Raw genomic sequence first — 18589 nt, forward strand, 5'->3', positions numbered from 1 at the left:
GGACTTCAAGGGCGGCGCCAGCTTCCTGGGGATGGATCGGTTGCCCCACACGTCCGCGCTGATTACCAATCTGGCTGAGGAGGCGGGGCTGGTCGACCGAATGCAGGATAGTTTGCTGGGGGAGATGCATCGGCGTCAAGAAAAGCTCCGCGCCGCAGGACTGACCACGGCGGCCGAATACAACCGCGTCTGCCCAGGGCAGATGCCAGCACTGTTTATCGTGGTGGACGAGTTCTCCGAGCTGTTGCACGCCCGGCCCGAGTTCGCCGAGGTGTTCGCAGCGATCGGTCGGCTGGGTCGCAGCTTGCGAATGCACCTGCTGCTGGCCACCCAGCGACTGGAGGAAGGGCGCCTACGCGGCCTGGAATCCCACCTGAGCTACCGCATCGCCCTGCGCACATTCTCTGCCTCCGAATCCCGCGCGCTGATCGGCACCACCGAGGCCTACGAGCTGCCCGCCACCCCAGGTGCCGCGATCCTTTCCGCCGGGGACAAAGTACGCTTCCACTCGGCCTATGTCTCCGGCCCGGAATTGCCTCGCGACCAGCGGCTGGTGCGGGTGCTGGGCTCCACCGTGGAGGCGGAGACCACCACCATGCAGATGGTGATCGACCGGCTAGAGGGGCCGAACCAGAATCCGGTATGGCTGCCGCCGCTGCCGGAAGATCTGCCCGCCAGCGAGGTTATGGAGCCCCGCGCGCCGGGCGTGGCCCGCATTGGCCTGGAGGATCTTCCCTTCGAGGGGCTGCAGGTGCCGATGGATGTGGACCTGCGCCGCAAGCATTGGGCGATCGTCGGCCAGCCGCGCACGGGCAAGACCACGGCGGTGCGCAGCCTGGTGTTGGGGTGGGTATTGAGCTCGCCGGGCTGGCCCGTGTACATCTTCGACCCGGGCGGTGGACTGAGGGATCTCGCGCGTTTGCCACAGGTGGCGGCGGTGGTGGGGCCCGATGGGCTGGCGCGCCTGTTCGACGAGATGGAGCAGACGGAAGGCCAACGCCTGCTGATCATTGATGGGCTGGACCAGGTAGGGACAGCCAGCGGTGGGGCGGGCGAGGAGGAACAGCGTCTGATCCGCCTGGCCACCACCGGCCTGGAGCGTGGTCTGCACGTGGTGGTCACAGCACTGCGGTGGAACTTCCGACCCTCGTTGCGGGACGTGCTGACCGGCCAGATCGAACTACGGATGACCCCGCTAGACGCGCATTTCCGCGAAGCGCAGAAATCCCTTCCAGACGTGCCCGGCCGGGGTGTGTCGTTCCGCGGCAAGCACGTGCAGTTCGCAAACTCCACCGCGCAGGACATCGAGCACGTGCGGATGGAAAGTGCCCGTCGCGGCGAGCCGGAGGTGGCCATGCGGGTGCTGCCGGGGCGCATCGGTTGGGAGGAGCTGGGCGACCCGCAGGCATTCGCTATCGGCGGCCCGCGCCTGGATCCGGTCCGTTGGGATCGGGGGACTTTCCCGCACCTGGTGGCCATTGGGCAGGCAGGCAGTGGAGTGACGACTGCCCTGCGCGCCGTCATGCAGTCCGTCGCAGAGACTCGCAGCCACACCGGCGAGCCGCCGGAGTTCCTGGTCACGGACACGCGCCGCGGGTTGCTGGGGGTTGCGGGCTACCGCGTGCCGGAGGACTTCCGCGCGGACTTGGCCGAGTGGGTTGCCACGCTGCGGGCGCGCATTCCGGGCAGCGACGTGACCCCGCAGCAGCTGCGGGAACGCTCCTGGTGGTCCGGGCCGGAGCTATTCGTGGTGGTCGACGATGCGGACGCCGATCCCGGGCTCGACCAGCTTCTTCCCCTGTTGCCGTACGCCGCCGACATTGGCTTGCACCTGGTGCTTGGCCGCCGCTCGGGGCAGTTCGCCCGCGCGGCCTACCAGCCGCTGACACAGGCTATGCGCGACCAGAGCGCGTGGTTGCTGTTTTCTGCGCCACGCGAGGACGGGCCGATCGCGGGGGTTCGTTTAGTACGACGCCCACAGGGGCGCGCCGCCTATGTGCACAAAGAAACCTGGACGGTGCACGTGGCCGAGGTGGCGGAACAGAACTGAGAACGATTGAGAGTAATTAGGAACGATTGAGAGTAAAGAGTGGGGTGGGGAAAATGAGGGCAGATCAGAAGATTGGGGAAGCTCGGGGACTGCTGGCCGAGGCGCTGGCGCTGCAGGAATCGGGCGTGCTGGTCAGTGGTATGACGGTGACGGATCTGGCCACGGGGTTCGTGGTGACCGGCGATGCAGAGATGCAACGTCCGGGATACTTGCAGTACGAGGGGGCCGATAGCGCAGCGGGTGCCACGGGCACTGCGAGCGCCGTGGGTGCCGCGGGTAGAGCGGACGCAGTGGACGACGTGGAGTTCCAGCGTTCCGGGCTGAGCCTTGGCAGGCTCTCTGAACTCTTTGAGATGGTCAGCGAGGTGCTGGAACAAAGACAGGAACACCCGGAGGCTGCGGCAGTGAACCCGCCGGAGCCGCGTGAGCTGTTCCCCTGGGGTATTGGTTTGCGGGAGGTAGACGTCCTGGTCACCGGCTCCTTTGCGGTGCAGGTTGTGCACTATCTGCGGATCATGGGCGTGCGTGCGCGACTGGTGGATAACGACATGGTGCTGCGAATTGCCAGCGAGCTCGCGCTGGCACAACAGGAGCTGGAACACCTTAACCTTGCCGAACCGATTCACCATCGAAACGTGGACACTGCAGTAGCAGAACCCGTAGAGGAAGCGGAGGAGTGGCAGGAGGTGGAGGGGGCGTCAATAAAAAAGGAAGAAAGACAAGACAACCGCAGGCTACCCGCGGCGCTGGCCGCCTTGGCGCTGTTTATCATCGGTGGGCTGGTGGCGACGTTCACGGTGTTCGACTCGCAGGCAGCAGAGAACACGGCTGGCTCGGAAGGCTCGGAAGGCACGGAAAGCGCTGTGAGCTCCACAGGGAGCCTGAGCGTGGAGCCAGAGGAACCTATCGCAGACGAATCGGGCCTAGAAGGGACAGGCGAGGAGGCGACCGAACCCTTCCCTGAGCCGCACAGACGGGGCGTGACCACGGCCGATCAGAGTTCACGGCGTGCGGACATACCGATCAGCGTGAACGTTGACGGGTGGCGCTTAGGCAGTGCAACCCGAGCGCGGGAGGAATACGTCGGCGACGACGAAGGGATGCGTGTGCTGGTGGCGGCCAAGGAGACGCCGCTGAAAACACAAGAGGAGATGGATGCGGCGATGCTCGGCGCGCTGAACGACGTGAGCAGCAGCGACGATGGGGTGACAGTGGTGTCGACCCAGCCGGTGAGTTACGAGGAGAGCTATCCGAGTTCGACGACCTTGTGGCATGTGCGGCTGGTGGACGGGCACCAGATTTCGGTGGGCTGCCAGTACAGGCAGTGGAATGAGCAGCGGGAAAAGGTATGCCAGGAGTTTGTGGAGACGGCGCGTCCGGAAAAATAGGGGAAAGCAGGAAATGTGGGGAATACCGTGAACCTTTTCGCAGGACGGCGAGTATAACCCTTACGATGGCGCCTTCAACAGGGTTTTCAAGGGGATACCCGGCGGCATGATCGAAAAGTTTGCAGAATTTTCAACAGGGGGATTTTAAGGCATGAGCTTTAAAACAGATGTCAGCACGATGAACCAGGCGGCGAACAACGTCGACCGCGTGAAGGACGAGGTGCAGGGCGAGCTCAGCCGCCTGCGTGGCGTGGTGGATGACGTTTCCGGTAGCTGGAAGGGGCAGGCACAGACCTCCTTCCACTCGCTGATGGAGCGTTGGGACGAGAACGCACGGAAGCTCAACGAGGCACTGCAGAGCATCGCGGACAACATCCGCGCCAACGCCGGTGACTTTGATACCACCGACGTGGACAACGCAGCAGCTTTCAACGCTTAACCCGGGTCGGCTTGGGCGTACAAGAGATTCATTACAGAATTCATTACAGAAGGGGACAGGAATGATTCAGTACAACTTTGCGCAGATCGCCAATGCTGCGGATGACATCAACCGTGGCAATGGCACCATCAACGGTCTGCTGGGAGACCTTAAGCGCGATCTGCAGCCGATGGTTAGCGAGTGGGAGGGCGCGGCCTCCGACAGCTACCAGGCCGCACAAAAGAAGTGGGACGACTCCGCACAGGAGATCAACGAAGTGCTGGGGCAGATCTCCCGCACCGTCCGCCAGGCAAATGATCGCATGAGCGAAATCAACACCAACGCAGCTAATAGCTGGGCATAAAACCGGCTAAACCATTTTCTCCCGTCATGCTCTCGGGCTCCCCTTGGACTGGAAAGGGAAGCCCGAGATTTTTCTTTAATCGACACCCCGCGTTGTGAAACAGACACACGGGACGCAATGTTAAGAAACTTGACCTAATCGTGATGTGCGCAATGAACTGGGGATATGCTGAGGAAATGCTCGCCTCAGGCCTATTGCAGAGCATTTTGCTTGAAGCGTCAATAAAACCATGCGTACTGTCTTCTGTGTACGGGAAAGACGAAAACAATCAGCGACACCACTGCTGTTGTTACACCACTATGTAATTCCCCACTGTTGGTACTCACCAAGCAAGACAAAACCCCCGTATTGCGTACCGACAAGGTGAAAGGTTTTATTAGCAAAATGAGCAACGACATCAAGGATCTTTTCAAGGCAACCGCATACGACAACGCTGGCGACAAGCTGGGCAGCGTCAAGGAAATCTTCGTTGACGACAAGTCCGGCCAGCCCACCTTCGTAGAGGTTAACCACGGCCTGTTCGGAATGAACTCCAGCCTGGTTCCGATGCGCGGCCACAAGTTCGACGGCGAGAACCTGAACCTGGCTTTCGCCAAGGATCGCGTGAAGGACGCACCGGACTTCGATGCCGACCAGGCTCTGACCCCGGAGCAGCAGAACGAGATCTACCGCCACTACGGCCTTGACAATGTTGAGGACACCACCCGTTACGGCGAGGGCGCTGGCAACCAGGATGCTGGCGAGGAGCGCTCCACCCTGGACCGCCACGAGGCTGCCGAAGGTAACACTACTGCTGGCGCCGGCGTAGGTGCCGCAGGCGCAGGTGTTGCCGGTGCAGGCGTTGCCGGTGCAAACGCCGACCAGGCGGGTGCCACCGAGCGCGAAGCCGCTAACACCGACGCTGCTAACCGCGAGGCTGCCGTGAACAACGAGGGCGAGATCATCCGCTCCGAGGAGCGCCTGAACGTTCAGAAGGACAAGGTGCAGACCGGCGAGGCTCGCCTGCGCAAGTATGTAGTCACCGACACTGAGACCGTAGAGGTTCCGGTTACCCGCGAAGAGGTTCGCGTCGAGCGCACCCCGATCTCCGAGGAGGAGGCAGCTAACCTCAAGGGCAACATCGACGACGCCGGCCAGGAAGCCTCCGTCACCCTGAGCGAGGAGCGTGTCTCTGTGAACAAGGAGACCGTCCCGGTGGAGAAGGTATCCCTGAACAAGGAGCAGATCACCGAGACCGAGCGTCACACCGAAGAGGTCCGCAAGGAACAGATCGACTCCAACATTGAAGGCGACGTCCGTAAGTAACAACTAGGGACTAAGCGACAGAGCCCCGGCTCGCCCTCCCCAATGGCAGGGGAGAGCTAAAGTCGGGGCTCTTTGCTTTGCAACGTTGGCGGCGACCAGCTCGCGCGCCCAGGTAGGCGTTTTGGTCTGCGCGCTAACCTGCACTAAACTCCCAAGGGTTGTGTGCACAGTGCCCGGCCTGTCCGGGCGCATGCATTTCTGCGGGTCCCAACCGGCCGCCGCAGAAGCACTCACGTACTTCACGTTTAAGTGTTCATCTGGCTGGCAGTTCCAAGATCAAGACTTTAAGGAGTCCCCTGTGACTACTTTCCACCCGAAGAGCGGTGACATCACCCGTAAGTGGTACGTCATCGACGCCACCGACGTGGTGCTGGGTCGTCTTGCTGTTACCGCAGCTGACCTGCTGCGCGGCAAGAAGAAGCCCTACTTCGCACCGAACGTTGACTGCGGCGACAACGTCATCATCATCAATGCGGACAAGGTCCACATTTCCTCCAACAAGCGCGAGCGTGAGATGCGCTACCGTCACTCCGGCTACCCGGGTGGTCTGAAGACCATGTCCCTGGGTCGTTCCTTGGAGCTGCACCCGGAGCGCGTCATCGAGGAGGCAGTCAAGGGCATGATGCCGCACAACAAGCTGTCCCGCGCGTCCATCAAGAAGCTTCGCGTCTTCGCTGGCCCGGAGCACACTTTCGAGGCCCAGAAGCCTGAGACCTACGAGATCAAGCAGGTGGCACAGTAATGACTGAGTACAACGAGAACGTAACCGACGAGCAGAACGCTGCTGTCGAGGAGAACTTCGAGGGCGAGTACACCGCTACCGACGCAGTGAACGAAGAGTTCGTTGCCACCATCGGTGACTCCATCGCTTCCGAGGACGAGGCTGAGCAGGTTGAGGCTGAGCCGGTCGTCTTCGAGGGCACCATCCAGACCGTTGGCCGCCGCAAGGAGGCCGTCGTCCGCGTCCGCATGGTTCCGGGCTCCGGCGAGTTCCTGTGCAACGGCCGTTCCCTGGAGGACTACTTCCCGAACAAGCTGCACCAGCAGCTGATCAAGGCTCCGCTGGTTCTGCTGGACCGCGAGAATCAGTTCGACATCCAGGCCAACCTGAACGGTGGCGGCCCCTCCGGCCAGGCTGGCGCTTTCCGCCTGGCTATCGCCCGCGCACTGAACAAGTACAACCCGGCAGAGCGCACCGACCTGAAGCGCGCTGGCTTCCTGACCCGCGACGCTCGCGCCGTGGAGCGCAAGAAGGCCGGCCTGCACAAGGCACGTCGCGCACCGCAGTACTCCAAGCGTTAAATCGCTCCATCTTTTTGGTGGCGACGCCCCCACGCCCCAACCGATCAACTTTTCGGTTGGGACGTGGGGGTTTCCCTTTTGTGCGGCTTTCGGATGAATTACCCATGCGCGGGAGTGGCACTCACTCGACCTGCGGGGTGGCCGGGTAAGATCTCGCCCTATGGGTAAATTGTTCGGAACTGATGGTGTGCGCGGCCTGGCGAACAGGAAGCTGACCGCGCCGCTGGCGATGAAGCTGGGTGCCGCCGCCGCGCGTGTGTTGGTGTCCAAGGAGGAAGTGGGTGGCCGCCGCCCGACCGCTGTGGTGGGTCGCGATCCGCGCGTTTCGGGGGAGATGCTGACGGCTGCTCTGTCGGCGGGCATGGCCTCGCAGGGCGTGGATGTGCTGGACGTTGGTGTGATTCCGACGCCTGCCGTAGCCTTCCTCACCGATGACTTCGGCGCCGACATGGGCGTGATGATTTCCGCCTCCCATAACCCTATGCCGGACAATGGCATTAAATTCTTCGCCGCCGGTGGCCGCAAGCTGCAGGATGATGTGGAGGACGAGATTGAATCCACCATGCTCGAGCTGCCTGAAACAGGGCCTACCGGTGCGGCGATCGGCCGCATCCTGGATGAGTCCAACGACGCCCTGGAGCGCTACCTGGCTCATGTCGGCACGGCGATTAACCACCCGCTGGATGGCATCCGCGTGGTGGTGGACTGTGCCAACGGCGCTGCTTCTACGGCCGCCCCGGAGGCCTACCGCCAGGCCGGCGCGGATGTTGTGGCGATCCACAGCCGCCCGAATAGCTTCAACATCAACGATGGGGTGGGCTCCACCCACATTGAGGTTCTGCAGAAGGCCGTGTTGGAGCACCAGGCGGATCTGGGCCTGGCTCACGACGGTGATGCGGACCGTTGCCTGGCCGTGGATTCCGAGGGCAATGTTGTGGACGGCGATCAGATCATGGCGATCCTGGCCGTGGCGATGAAGGAAAACGGGGAGCTGAAACAGAACACCCTGGTTGCCACCGTCATGTCCAACCTCGGCATGAAGCTGGCCATGCGGGCTAACGGCATCAAGGTGTTGGAGACGCAGGTGGGCGACCGTTACGTGCTGGCCGAGCTGCTGGCCTCTGATCTTTCCCTGGGGGGCGAGCAGTCCGGCCACGTCATCATCTCCGAGCACGCCACCACCGGCGACGGTACCCTGACGGGGCTGACGCTGATGGCGCGCATGGCGCAGACCGGCAAGCCGCTGTCCGAACTGGCCAGCGTCATGACGGTTCTGCCGCAGACGCTGATCAACGTGCCGGTGGCGGATAAGTCCGTGATCGCCGACGACGAGCGCGTGGTCGAGGCCATCGCCAAGGCGGAAGAGGATCTGGGCGACGCTGGCCGCGTGCTCCTGCGCCCTTCCGGCACCGAGGAGCTGTTCCGCGTGATGGTGGAGGCCGCTGATCCGGGCACGGCCCGTCGCATCGCGGGGAAGCTCGCGGCTGTGGTGGCGGAGGTTTAGGCGCAAACTCTTACGACAGCTCCAAGGCCCCCGGAAACTCCGGCGAACCTTTTTAACATCCGCGCAGTCTAACTGTGCGGATGTTTTGTTGTGCAGCGCGAAGCGCTTGTGTGAGGCGCCTGTGCGGGACATTAGTGCTGAGCGCTGCAGGGGGAGTTCAAAGGGGATGAGACCGTGGGAGAGTTGCATATAGATCCGATGGCCGCCGCCGATCGGGTGGCGGAGTTGCGGGATGCGCAGCTGAGCTGGGCGAATCATTTGGATGGCAACCGGCCGAGTGTGCCGGTGGCCGCGTTTGGCACGGGGCTGCAGGCTAAGGCGCAGCAGTTTCTGGATCTGGTTGATCAGGGGCATAACGTGCGGGTGAATCACGCCCGTCGGCTCGCCCAAGCAGGCGAGGACCTGACGGGGCTGGTGGATCGCGTGGGGCAGTCCGAGCAGGAAAACTCCACCAGCCTGAACGCAGGGGGTGGCTGGGCGTGACGGGCTCTCTGGATCTCCGGCTGAACGCTGCGCTCGCTGTGATGGCCGGCTTTGGCGCTCCCGTGGAGGGTGCGAAGGCTGCGGCGTCATTTACCAACGGCATGAACCCAGAGACGATCCTTACGTCGCTTGGGCCGGCGAGCAACCAGAAACAACAGGCGCCGGAGCTGGCCGCCGAGGCGTGCGTGAAAGAGAGCCTGAAGGGCACGGGCGATGCACAGCCGGGGACGGCGACGGAGAAGGCGGGGAAGGAGCAGCTGAACCACGAACACTGCGTGCAGGATCGTTGCGTGGCGGTGCGGGATACCGCCGAGATCATGGGCACGACCTCGGAGAACTCGGTGAGTCTGATCGAGGACATTGCCGAGAAGTTGGAGCTTTTCGGCATGGCTGCGATTGGTCTGATCAATGGTGGTAAGCCTCTGCTCGATCTGTTGGCGAAGCTGGCAGGGAAGCTTTCAGAGGATATTCTGCGCAGCCGCAACAATTGCCTGGATACGACCATGGATCAGCTGATTCGCGATGCGAAGCCCGCTGCCGAGCCCGGGAATTCGGACAAGCCGGTCTGCCAGGATCCCAAGCCCGCGGAGACCAAGTGCCCGGAGCCTGTAAAGGCCCCGGAAGGTGATTGCCCAGCACCGAAGAAGGTAGTGACGCCCCCTCCGACGGCCGAGCAACCGTGTGAGACGGGGCCTGCACAGCACCCCGCACCACAGGCGGCGGCTCAGGTGGTCACGCAGACGGCTATGGCTCAGGCGCCGCAACCGGCTCCCGCGCCTACACCTGTGGCAGACCCAGAGCCCGCGCCTGCACCGGAACCAATGCCTGCGCAGTCCCTGGTGCCGCCGCCTCCGCCTCCTGCTCCGCCGGCCCCTCTGGCGCCTCCGTTGGCGGGCTCACTGCAGATCAACGTTGAGGGTGCGGTGAGGCTGTGGGAGCAGATCGTGCATTGTGCGACGGAGGCGATGGCTCCACCGGCGGATCACTGTCCAGCGCCGGAACCAGCACCTGAACCTAAGCCTGAGCCAGCGCCTGCGCCGGAGCCGTGCCCGGATCCCAAGCCAGAACCTGCGCCTGAGCCAGCGCCGCCAACGGAACAGGTCGGGCACAAGGAAGAGTGCGAGCCGGAGCCGAAGCCGGTCGGTAATCCGCAGCCGGAACCGGAACCGTCTGAGCCCTGTGATGAACCGAAGCCGGAGCCGAAGCCGGAGCCGGAGCCGGAACCGCCGCAGCAGTGCGAGGAGTCTAAGCCTGAGCCGAAGCCGGAGCCGGAACCCAAGCCCGAGCACAAGGCGTCAACACCGCCATCCAGCGATACGAAGGGTGAACCGATCACGCCCGCGGCACCCAACCTGGAGAATGATCCAAAGCCGCAGCCGGCGCCCTCCAAGCAGTGGACTCCGGACGTGTGGGTATCGGCAGCGGGAGCTGCATCCATTGAAATGACAGGCGCCTCTGTGGAATTGGCTGCTGCGGGGGCTGCGGCAGTGGGCGTCAATATCGAAAGGAGCGGTGAGTGGTGACCAGTAGGGAAGAACTTACAGAGCGCTACCAGCGCATCGTCGATGGCTACATGGCAGAGGTAGAGGAATCGGTGCGGGAGTTCGAGGAAACCCTCAAGGAATGCACGCGCCAACTTGAGGAGGCCAAGAAGGCTCAGGGGGACAAGGCAAATAAGACGGGCGGAAGCGCGAACGTGAACGCGACCGCGAGCACTGGCGCCCGCGGGGTGCGCGGACGGATCTTCGACTAAGGGGCCTAGCTTTAAGGGGCCTAGCTTAGAGAGGTCGAACTCTTAGAAGCTGAGCCCTAGAAGATCTCCGCCAGGCGCTCGTCCAGATCCACGTTCTCCGGCAGGTTCTTATACAGCTCGTGCTGGGTGGCGGTGCGGGTCTTCTTCAGCTCGGCGTGGCTATCGCGGAAGGAGGCGTACTTCTTCTCATCCTCGGCCAGAACGAAGCCAGTCATCAGGCCGCGAGTCAGCTCTTGCTGGCTGAACTGCGGCAGGCCGGCGCCAAGAGCAAAGTTGCGGCCATACTTCTCGTGGAAGCCGCTGGAGGAAGCTCCGAGCAGCTCGCGGTAGACAACGTCCCCGCCCCAGTGGGCGGCCATGCGCTTGGCGTTACCCATCGGGGTCTCGCCCAAACGGCCAGCCTCCAGCACCAGCCCCGGAGCCTTCACATACTTCGCGGCCTCTGTCGCATCCGGGGAAGTGTCCGCCGGGTACACGGCCATCACACCATTGATGGTGGGCTCAGTGTCGTAGCCCTTCAGCTCGCTACGGTGGCGGCGGCCCGTCGCAGCCAGCACGGCAGCCGAAGCGCCCATGCCGTGGCCAGCCAGGTAAAGCTCGTTCGGCTGCACCGTGACGTTGCCATTACCCAGACGCACGCCAGCCAGGATCTGCAGCGCGGTCTCCAGGTCAGCGGCAAAGCCACGGTGGTTCGGGGAGAGGCCCTTCTCCGTATCCGGCGCCGCTACCGCGAAGCCCCAGCTGGCCAGGTGGCGCAGCGTCGCGTGGTACGCATCCACGCCGACACGCCAGTCGTGTCCGAAAGCGATGCCGGGAATGCCGTTACCTTCCGCCGGGGTGTAAACGCGCCCCGGAATTCCAGCGAAGTTCAGGTCACCGACCATGACGCGGTGCGGGCCGCGCTTGCCCAAGCGAGTAATCAGGTTCTTAATCTTATCTGCCACAGCCCCACAGCTTACCGAAACGGACAAGCCATTGTGTATCGTCAGAGACATGTGTGCAATTGTTGGCTACGTAGGTAACTCCGAGGCCCTCCAAATCGGGTTGGATGCGCTGGAGCGAATGGAATACCGCGGATACGATTCCGCTGGCATCGCAGTTGTCGAGCAGGGCTCCCTGCACCTCGAAAAGAAGGAAGGCAAACTGCAAAACCTCATCGACCGCATCGATGAGGTCGGTCGCGATTCCTTCCTCGGCTCTACCTGCATCGGCCACACCCGCTGGGCGACCCACGGCCGCCCGAACGACGTAAACGCACACCCGCACCGTTCCTTCGACGGCAAGGCTGCCATCGTCCACAACGGCATCATCGAAAACTTCTCCACCCTGCGTGCGGAGATCGAAGCCGCCGGCATCGAGCTGGAATCCGAGACTGACTCCGAGGTCGCCGCACACCTGCTGGCGCTCGCCTACAACGAAGGCGAAACCGCAGGCGACTTCCAGGCCTCCGCGCTGAAGGTCCTCTCCCGCCTGGACGGTGCCTTCACCGTGCTGTTTGTACACGACGACCACCCGGGCACCATCGTCGCGGGCCGCCGCTCCACCCCGCTGATCGTCGGCGTAGGCGAGGGCGAAATGTTCCTCGGCTCCGACGTAGCGGCCTTCATCGACCGCACCAAGAACGCCGTAGAGCTGGGCCAGGACAACGCAGTGGTCATCACCGCCGACTCCTACGAGATCTACGACTTCGACGGCAACCCGGTGGAGGGCAAGCCCTTCACCATCGACTGGGACCTGGACGCCGCGCAGAAGGACGGCTTCGATTCCTTCATGATGAAGGAAATCCACGAGCAGCCCGCCGCAGTCCGCGACACCCTGGCCGGCCACTTCGACGGCCGCCGCATCGTGCTGGACGAACAGCGCCTGTCCGACGAGGATCTGCGCGGCGTGGAGAAGGTCTTCGTCGTCGCCTGCGGCTCGGCATACCACTCCGGCCTGCTGGCCAAGTACGCCATCGAGCACTGGGTGCGCCTGCCCGTAGAGATCGAAGTTGCCAGCGAGTTCCGCTATCGCGACCCAGTGCTGGATCAGCGCACCCTCGTCGTAGCCGTCTCCCAGTCCGGTGAGACCGCCGACACGCTGGAAGCCGTACGCCACGCGAAGATGCAGGGCGCCCGCGTACTGGCTGTCTGCAACACCAACGGTTCGCAGATCCCACGCGAATCCGATGCCGTGCTGTACACCCACGCCGGCCCCGAGATCGGCGTGGCCTCCACGAAGGCTTTCCTGGCGCAGGTCGCCGCCAACTACCTTGTGGGCTTGGCGCTGGCCCAGGCTCGTGGCACCAAGTACGCCGACGAGATCGCGGAGATCTATTACGCCCTGGAGGCGCTGCCGGAGAAGATCGAGAAGACCCTCGGTTTGCGCGAGCAGATCCTGCAGCTGGCCGAGGAGCTCGGCCCAGTGGAGACCATGCTGTTCCTGGGCCGCCACGTGGGCTTCCCAGTCGCGCTCGAGGGCGCGCTGAAGCTGAAGGAGCTGGCCTACATCCACGCGGAGGGCTTCGCCGCCGGCGAGCTGAAGCACGGCCCGATCGCCCTGATCGAGGACAACCTGCCCGTCGTTGTCGTCGTGCCCAGCCCGAACGGCCGCCCGGTGCTGCACTCCAAGATCGTCTCGAACATCCAGGAAATCCGTGCTCGCGGCGCGAAGACCATCGTCATCGCGGAGGAAGGCGACGAGGCCGTGCGCCCGTACGCCAACTGGCTGCTGGAGATCCCGGGCACCACGTCGCTGATGCAGCCGCTGCTGTCCACGGTGCCGCTACAGTTCCTGGCCGCCGACATCGCGCGCCAGTGCGGCAACCAGGACATCGACAAGCCGCGTAACCTGGCCAAGTCCGTCACCGTCGAATAGTTCGGGGTTCCTTCTTAGTGACGCCCCCTGCCGTGCCCCTTTCCTGGAATCCCAGGAAGGGTGGCTAAGGTTATGAACATGTCGGATCGTCACCTTGCGGAACTAGTCGTTGACCTGGATGCCATCGCGCACAACGTGCGCGTGTTCCGGGAGGCCGCGGCTCCCGCTGGGGTGTTGGCCGTGGTGAAGGCCGATGCGTACAACCACGGGGTGGACGTGGTGGCCCCCGCAATGCTGGACGCGGGAGTGGAAGAGCTGGGCGTGGCCACGCTGGGGGAGGCCCTGCACCTGCGCGAGATTCTCACGGAACTAGGGGAGCGCTACGCTTCCGCGCCGATCACTGCCTGGATGTGGACACCCGACGAAGACCTGGCGGAGTTGTTCGCCGCGGACATCAACGTTGGCGTGCCCTCGCTGGCGCACGCGCGTTCCCTGGTGGAGCAGGCCGAGAAGGCGCAGCGGGAGGCGCAGGTCAGCGCTCCCGTGCGGGTGACGCTCATGGTGGATACTGGCCTTTCCCGCTCCGGGGTGAGCCCCGCCGAGTGGCAGGAAACAGTCGAGCTGCTGGCATCCAAGACGGAACTGGTGGAAGTCACCGGTGTGATGACCCACATGGCCAGCGCCGACGACCCCAAGTCGGAGGCGAACGACCTGCAGGCCGCCCGCTTTGCGGAAGCTATCGAGTTTTGCCGATCCCGTGGGCTGCGGGTGCCGTGTAATCACATCGCAAACACACCGGCCACTTTGCACCGACCTGACCTCGCCTATCAGCTGGTGCGACCGGGCGTCGGACTATACGGCATCGACCCGATCGGGGTGGACGTCGAACTGCGCGCTGCGATGACACTGCGCGCCCGAGTGACAACAACCCGAGTAGTGCCGAAGGGCGAGGGCGTGAGCTACAGCCACACTTGGCGGGCGCAGCGCGATACCCGCACCGCCGTGGTGGCGCTCGGTTACGCTGACGGGCTGCCGCGCAGCGCATCCGGAAAGATGCAGGTGACGATCAACGGGAAAGCATATCCGCAGATTGGTCGGGTGTGCATGGACCAGATTGTCGTAGAGCTGGGGGCGGCCGACAGTACGGCTGCTGGTGTTGCCGATGATGCTGCGGACGTGAAGCCGGGCGACTGGGCGGTGATCTTCGGCGAGAATGGCAACAGCGCAGACGAGTTCGCGGAGTTGGCGGGCACGATCAGCTACGAGGTGCTGACGATGCCACGGGGGCCGAGGGTCAAGAGGGTATTCAAGGGCGGCCGTCCGGACTTCTCCGCCGACGGTTCCTTTACTGCCGCGACCGCCGATGACATGCGTCACCTGGGTGAACAGTTGGGAAAGCAGCTGGAGGCCGGGACCGTGGTGGTGCTCTCCGGTCCTTTGGGCGCAGGCAAAACGACCCTGACCCAGGGACTGGCCGCTGGCCTGGGAGTGAAGGGGCGCGTGCAGTCGCCGACGTTCACTATCGTGCGGACCCACCGCGCCGGGCAGCGTGGGGTGGGGCTGCTACACATGGATGCCTATCGACTGCTGGGGACGGACGTGGAAGAGGGCATAGAGCCGGGTCGCCACATCGACCGTAACGAGGTGCTTGACGCGCTGGAGAGCCTGGATATAGACGCGGATATCGACGACGTGGTCGTGGTTGCCGAATGGGGTCGCGGAGTGGTGGAACCCCTTAGCGAGAAGGTGCTTGATGTGCAGATCGATCGGAGTAGCGTGGCCAGCACCGACGACTCGGCCAATTCACAAGTGTCGGCTGCGGACGCACGCACCGTCACGTGGCGCTGGATCTAGCACCGCCGGGAGCGACTGGGCGCGTCCTGACAATTTCTTAGGAAAAACTGGGGAATTTCTCGGGAGGGCTTGCCTTCGAGAGCTGCGCCGTGCAATGATAGTTGACGAATCACCGTGAGGGGTGTTTCACAAGACGCTGGCATTTACGGGCCTGATCAACCCGCCAGTTGTATACCGTCCCTGAGAGGTTTACTGCGAGAGCCTCTCGGGGACTTCTTGTTTTCACCGCTGCTCCCATCCGCCATAGAATAAATCCTATGATTTACGCCTTGGCCGTCGATACCTCCACCAACTACGTCACCTGCGGTATTGTCCAGATCGCCGCGAACGGCCAGGTAAGCGTGCTCTCTGAGCGCCTTGTGGATAATGTCCGCGGTCACATGGAGCTGCTCACCCCGAACATCCAGGCGTGCCTCGCCGAAGCGGAGCTTTCCCCTGGTGATCTGCACACGGTCGTTGCCGGCACCGGTCCGGGACCGTTTACGGGGTTGCGGGTTGGCATGGCTACCGCTGCTGCTTTTGGTGACGCCCTCTCGATTCCAGTCCACGGCATTCCCAGCGCAGCTGCTACGGCGTGGGAGTACGCAACCTCCCAGGTCGGGTCTAAAGCCTTCGGCGACTACCTGATCGTCTCAGATGCCCGCCGCCGGGAGTTCTACCACTCGCGTATGAGTTTCATTCCCGGGGTGGCAGGGCGGCTGTGCTCTGAGGTGCAAGTTCCGGCTTCCGTTCACGCGCCAGATGTGGTGCGGGATATCCAGCAGGAAATCGACCGCTGGCCTCTGCGGGTGCTTAGCGCTTCCGCGGTTGCGGAGCAGGCGGAGGAGCTTTTCGGCTCCCAAGAGGGCTGCCAGATCGAAAGCGTGGATGCCCATCCCACGCCTCGGGGATTAGTTCTTGCAGCGCTGGAGTTTCTTGGTTCGGTTCCGGGGTTGTTGGCCGATGCGCCCGCACTCCGCGCACTTTACTTGCGTCGGCCCGATGCGAAGGAGCCGAAGGCGAAGGCAATTTCGAAGGCGCTGGACTTTTCTCGCGTGCAGGAGCTGGGTGTGCTGGCCGATGCCGCAGGCGCCAAGGGCGATGCTGCCGGGGGAGATCCGCATGCGGGCTCTCAGTCCACCCGCGTGCGCCTGCTCACTACCGCCGATGCGCCCGCTTGCGCGGAGATCGAGCAGATCCTCTTTCCTGAGGATTCCCCCTGGTCTGCGGAAGCCTTTGCGGGTGAGATCGCCGCGCCACACACCCATTGCCTTGCCCTGGAGGTTGCTCCCGAGACAGCTGCAGACTCTGCTGATGGCCCCGGCGAACCCCAGTTGATCGGCTACGCAATCTTGGCTGTCGGCGGCCCAGCGAACGACCCGGAGGCGGAGATTCACACCATCGGCATCCTCCCCGAATGGCAGGGGAAGGGCCTATCCAAGCTGCTCATGGATCCACTCGTAGCCGTCGCCGACCGCCTGCGCGCCCCCATTTTCCTCGAGGTTCGCACCGACAACCGCCCCGCAGTGGGGCTGTACGAGCGCTACGGCTTCGCCATCGAGGGCACCCGTCGTGCGTACTACCAGCCCTCGGGCGCGGATGCTTTCACCATGGTGCGTCCCGGTTTTACTCCTGACGCCACCCCAGCCTCAGATTCCGAGACTTCAAACCGGCCTGCCTACATCATGGGTATCGAAAGCTCCTGTGACGAGACCGGCGTGGGCATCGTCGCCAGCACGGCGACCGCTGATAACGGTGCTGAGCAGCTAGGAATCGTGGCGAACAAGGTGGCATCCTCCATGGAGCAGCACGCCCGCTTCGGAGGCGTGGTCCCGGAGATCGCCTCTCGCGCGCACCTGGAGGCCATGCAGCCGACCATGCGTGCAGCCCTGGCGGAAGCGCGCGAGAATGTCCCCGGTTTCCGCACTCCGGATGTTGTGGCCGCCACCGTTGGACCCGGCCTGGCCGGAGCCCTGCTGGTAGGCGCCGCCGCCGCGAAGGCCTACGCCCTGGCATGGGAGGTGCCCTTCTATGGTGTGAACCACCTGGGCGGGCACGTGGCTGTCGGAACCCTCGACGAGGGAGCTGCGGGAGGTTCCACCGAGGGAGCTAGCGTTGGCAACGATCTCAGCAACGCCATCGCGCTGCTGGTCAGCGGCGGACACACGCAGATTTTGCACGTCACAGGCGTGGGCGCCCCGATGGAAGAACTCGGCAGCACCCTGGACGATGCCGCAGGCGAGGCCTACGACAAGGTCGCGCGCTTGCTGGGTCTGGGCTACCCAGGCGGTCCGGTGATCGACCGACTGGCTGCGCAAGGTGACCCCAAGGCCATCGCCTTCCCACGCGGCATGATGCGCCAGCAGGATTCGCGCTACGACTTCTCCTTCTCCGGGTTGAAGACCGCCGTCGCTCGTTATGTGGAAATGGCGGAAAAGGAGGGCACGAGCCTGCCCATTGAAGACGTGTGTGCTTCCTTCCAAGAGGCAGTGGTGGACGTGCTCGTCACTAAGGCGCTGCGCGCCTGCGAGGATAAGGGTGCCCGCGTGATGCTGCTCGGCGGAGGTGTTTCCGCGAACAGGCGTCTGCGTGAGGTGGCTGCCGAAAGGTGCGGAGAAGTGGGCGTCGAACTAAAAATCCCGCAGGCAAAGCTCTGCACCGACAACGGCTTGATGATGGCGGCACTCGCCGCGCGCCTCGTTGCGGCGGGGGAGGAGCCGAGCGGTTTATCGACGCCTACCGACCCGTCGCTGGACGTGGAAGACCCTATCCTGCGCAATCGCTAATTTGCTGGCAAGATGTTCTGTGACTGTTTTAAATCTCACAACTTTTTCATCACACAACAAGCTAGGAGCTCAATATGCCACGCAGCATGCTGGTAACGCCGGACCTGCAGACGAAGGAAATGGACATTGATCTGTCGGAGGCCGCCGACGTTCTGGGTGGTAGCGAGCAGGATCGCCTGCACGTGGTCTTTGTGGAGAGTGGCCTGACCGTCGCCGCGATTTACTCCTCCGACGCACGTAAGGCGGAGAACCCGGAGCCGAATCCGCTGGCTTCCATGGGGCGCAAGGAGCAGGAGACCGGCGACTCCAGCTTCATCTCTGACCCGGCTCGCGCGATCCTCGGCCCCGTGCTGTTCGTCGGCGACGAGGGAGCAGGGCTGACCGACGAGGACATCGACTCCATCCACAACGGCATCCGCGCAGTTGAGAACTACAAGGAAGACAACGCCGAGGATTACGAGCTGTGGCACAACGCGGTGATTAACCTGACCAAGGGGATCTAGCGCCGGGGATCTAGCACCGGGGTTGGTTGAGCGTTAGCACTTGCGAGGGTAGAGTGCCAGATAGGTTGTTTGACTCACAGTTGTTCACCCGCGACGACGGCTGT

16 protein-coding genes are annotated in these 18589 nt (G+C 63.5%); 15 read left to right on the plus strand and 1 reads right to left on the minus strand.

Going from position 1 to position 18589, the window contains the following annotated elements; translation table 11 throughout:
* From Q0331_RS05080 to Q0331_RS05130, 11 genes are all read left to right on the plus strand, one after another.
* A partial coding sequence (locus Q0331_RS05080) for an FtsK/SpoIIIE domain-containing protein (protein WP_298075390.1) occupies positions 1–2050 on the plus strand: 2050 nt, incomplete at its 5' end.
* A 53-nt stretch (positions 2051–2103) separates the two neighbouring features.
* Positions 2104–3438, plus strand: coding sequence for a type VII secretion-associated protein (locus tag Q0331_RS05085; RefSeq protein ID WP_298075391.1), 1335 nt, complete (start codon positions 2104–2106; stop codon positions 3436–3438).
* A gap of 151 nt (positions 3439–3589) precedes the next feature.
* Positions 3590–3877 carry a WXG100 family type VII secretion target gene (locus Q0331_RS05090; protein ID WP_035003052.1) on the plus strand — a complete coding sequence of 96 codons (288 nt, stop codon included), beginning with the start codon at positions 3590–3592 and terminating at the stop codon, positions 3875–3877.
* A gap of 61 nt (positions 3878–3938) precedes the next feature.
* Positions 3939–4220 (plus strand): WXG100 family type VII secretion target, encoded by a 282-nt coding sequence (locus Q0331_RS05095; protein WP_071057436.1) that lies wholly within the window; start codon positions 3939–3941, stop codon positions 4218–4220.
* A gap of 384 nt (positions 4221–4604) precedes the next feature.
* Complete coding sequence (locus Q0331_RS05100; protein WP_298075392.1) at positions 4605–5525, plus strand: PRC and DUF2382 domain-containing protein; 921 nt, start codon at positions 4605–4607, stop codon at positions 5523–5525.
* A gap of 298 nt (positions 5526–5823) precedes the next feature.
* Positions 5824–6267, plus strand: a complete 444-nt coding sequence (gene rplM / locus Q0331_RS05105) for a 50S ribosomal protein L13 (RefSeq protein WP_034984948.1) — start codon at positions 5824–5826, stop codon at positions 6265–6267.
* The gene (gene rpsI / locus Q0331_RS05110; protein ID WP_005291842.1) at positions 6267–6827 is read left to right on the plus strand and encodes a 30S ribosomal protein S9; all 561 of its coding nucleotides are present in this window, start codon (positions 6267–6269) and stop codon (positions 6825–6827) included. The genes rplM and rpsI overlap by 1 nt, the downstream gene beginning before the upstream one ends.
* Before the next feature lie 160 nt (positions 6828–6987).
* A complete protein-coding gene (gene glmM, locus Q0331_RS05115; RefSeq protein ID WP_298075393.1) occupies positions 6988–8331 on the plus strand; it encodes a phosphoglucosamine mutase in 1344 nt (447 codons plus the stop codon).
* Between the two features lie 174 nt (positions 8332–8505).
* On the plus strand, positions 8506–8814 hold the full coding sequence (locus Q0331_RS05120) for a hypothetical protein (protein WP_298075394.1): 309 nt from the start codon (positions 8506–8508) through the stop codon (positions 8812–8814).
* Positions 8811–10337 (plus strand): hypothetical protein, encoded by a 1527-nt coding sequence (locus Q0331_RS05125; protein WP_298075395.1) that lies wholly within the window; start codon positions 8811–8813, stop codon positions 10335–10337. Before Q0331_RS05120 ends, Q0331_RS05125 begins: the two co-directional genes overlap by 4 nt.
* Positions 10334–10567 (plus strand): hypothetical protein, encoded by a 234-nt coding sequence (locus Q0331_RS05130; RefSeq protein ID WP_298075396.1) that lies wholly within the window; start codon positions 10334–10336, stop codon positions 10565–10567. Before Q0331_RS05125 ends, Q0331_RS05130 begins: the two co-directional genes overlap by 4 nt.
* A 56-nt stretch (positions 10568–10623) precedes the next feature.
* Here the strand turns inward: Q0331_RS05130 and Q0331_RS05135 are convergent, their stop codons facing one another.
* Positions 10624–11499 carry a dienelactone hydrolase family protein gene (locus Q0331_RS05135; protein ID WP_298075401.1) on the minus strand — a complete coding sequence of 292 codons (876 nt, stop codon included), beginning with the start codon at positions 11497–11499 and terminating at the stop codon, positions 10624–10626.
* Between the two features lie 61 nt (positions 11500–11560).
* Between Q0331_RS05135 and glmS the strand changes: the two genes are divergently transcribed.
* The 4 genes from glmS (at position 11561) to Q0331_RS05155 (ending at position 18485) form a co-directional block, all read left to right on the plus strand.
* Positions 11561–13423 (plus strand): glutamine--fructose-6-phosphate transaminase (isomerizing), encoded by a 1863-nt coding sequence (gene glmS, locus Q0331_RS05140; protein ID WP_298075397.1) that lies wholly within the window; start codon positions 11561–11563, stop codon positions 13421–13423.
* A 78-nt stretch (positions 13424–13501) separates the two neighbouring features.
* Positions 13502–15217, plus strand: coding sequence for an alanine racemase (gene alr, locus Q0331_RS05145; RefSeq protein WP_298075398.1), 1716 nt, complete (start codon positions 13502–13504; stop codon positions 15215–15217).
* A gap of 257 nt (positions 15218–15474) precedes the next feature.
* Complete coding sequence (tsaD, locus tag Q0331_RS05150) at positions 15475–17982, plus strand: tRNA (adenosine(37)-N6)-threonylcarbamoyltransferase complex transferase subunit TsaD (RefSeq protein WP_298075399.1); 2508 nt, start codon at positions 15475–15477, stop codon at positions 17980–17982.
* Positions 17983–18056: 74 nt separating this feature from the next.
* Complete coding sequence (locus tag Q0331_RS05155) at positions 18057–18485, plus strand: hypothetical protein (protein WP_298075400.1); 429 nt, start codon at positions 18057–18059, stop codon at positions 18483–18485.
* The last annotated feature ends 104 nt before the right edge of the window (positions 18486–18589 follow it).

This window comes from uncultured Corynebacterium sp. (assembly GCF_937999985.1).
Lineage (GTDB): Bacteria > Actinomycetota > Actinomycetes > Mycobacteriales > Mycobacteriaceae > Corynebacterium.

Excerpts from the sequence above, each read along its gene's own strand:
- alr (WP_298075398.1), top strand. The coding sequence starts at position 13,502 with ATGTCGGATCGTCACCTTGCGGAACTAGTCGTTGACCTGGATGCCATC.
- Q0331_RS05090 (WP_035003052.1), top strand. The coding sequence starts at position 3,590 with ATGAGCTTTAAAACAGATGTCAGCACGATGAACCAGGCGGCGAACAAC.
- Q0331_RS05155 (WP_298075400.1), top strand. The coding sequence starts at position 18,057 with ATGCCACGCAGCATGCTGGTAACGCCGGACCTGCAGACGAAGGAAATG.
- Q0331_RS05095 (WP_071057436.1), top strand. The coding sequence starts at position 3,939 with ATGATTCAGTACAACTTTGCGCAGATCGCCAATGCTGCGGATGACATC.
- glmS (WP_298075397.1), top strand. The coding sequence starts at position 11,561 with ATGTGTGCAATTGTTGGCTACGTAGGTAACTCCGAGGCCCTCCAAATC.
- glmM (WP_298075393.1), top strand. The coding sequence starts at position 6,988 with ATGGGTAAATTGTTCGGAACTGATGGTGTGCGCGGCCTGGCGAACAGG.
- Q0331_RS05085 (WP_298075391.1), top strand. The coding sequence starts at position 2,104 with ATGAGGGCAGATCAGAAGATTGGGGAAGCTCGGGGACTGCTGGCCGAG.
- rpsI (WP_005291842.1), top strand. The coding sequence starts at position 6,267 with ATGACTGAGTACAACGAGAACGTAACCGACGAGCAGAACGCTGCTGTC.
- tsaD (WP_298075399.1), top strand. The coding sequence starts at position 15,475 with ATGATTTACGCCTTGGCCGTCGATACCTCCACCAACTACGTCACCTGC.
- Q0331_RS05100 (WP_298075392.1), top strand. The coding sequence starts at position 4,605 with ATGAGCAACGACATCAAGGATCTTTTCAAGGCAACCGCATACGACAAC.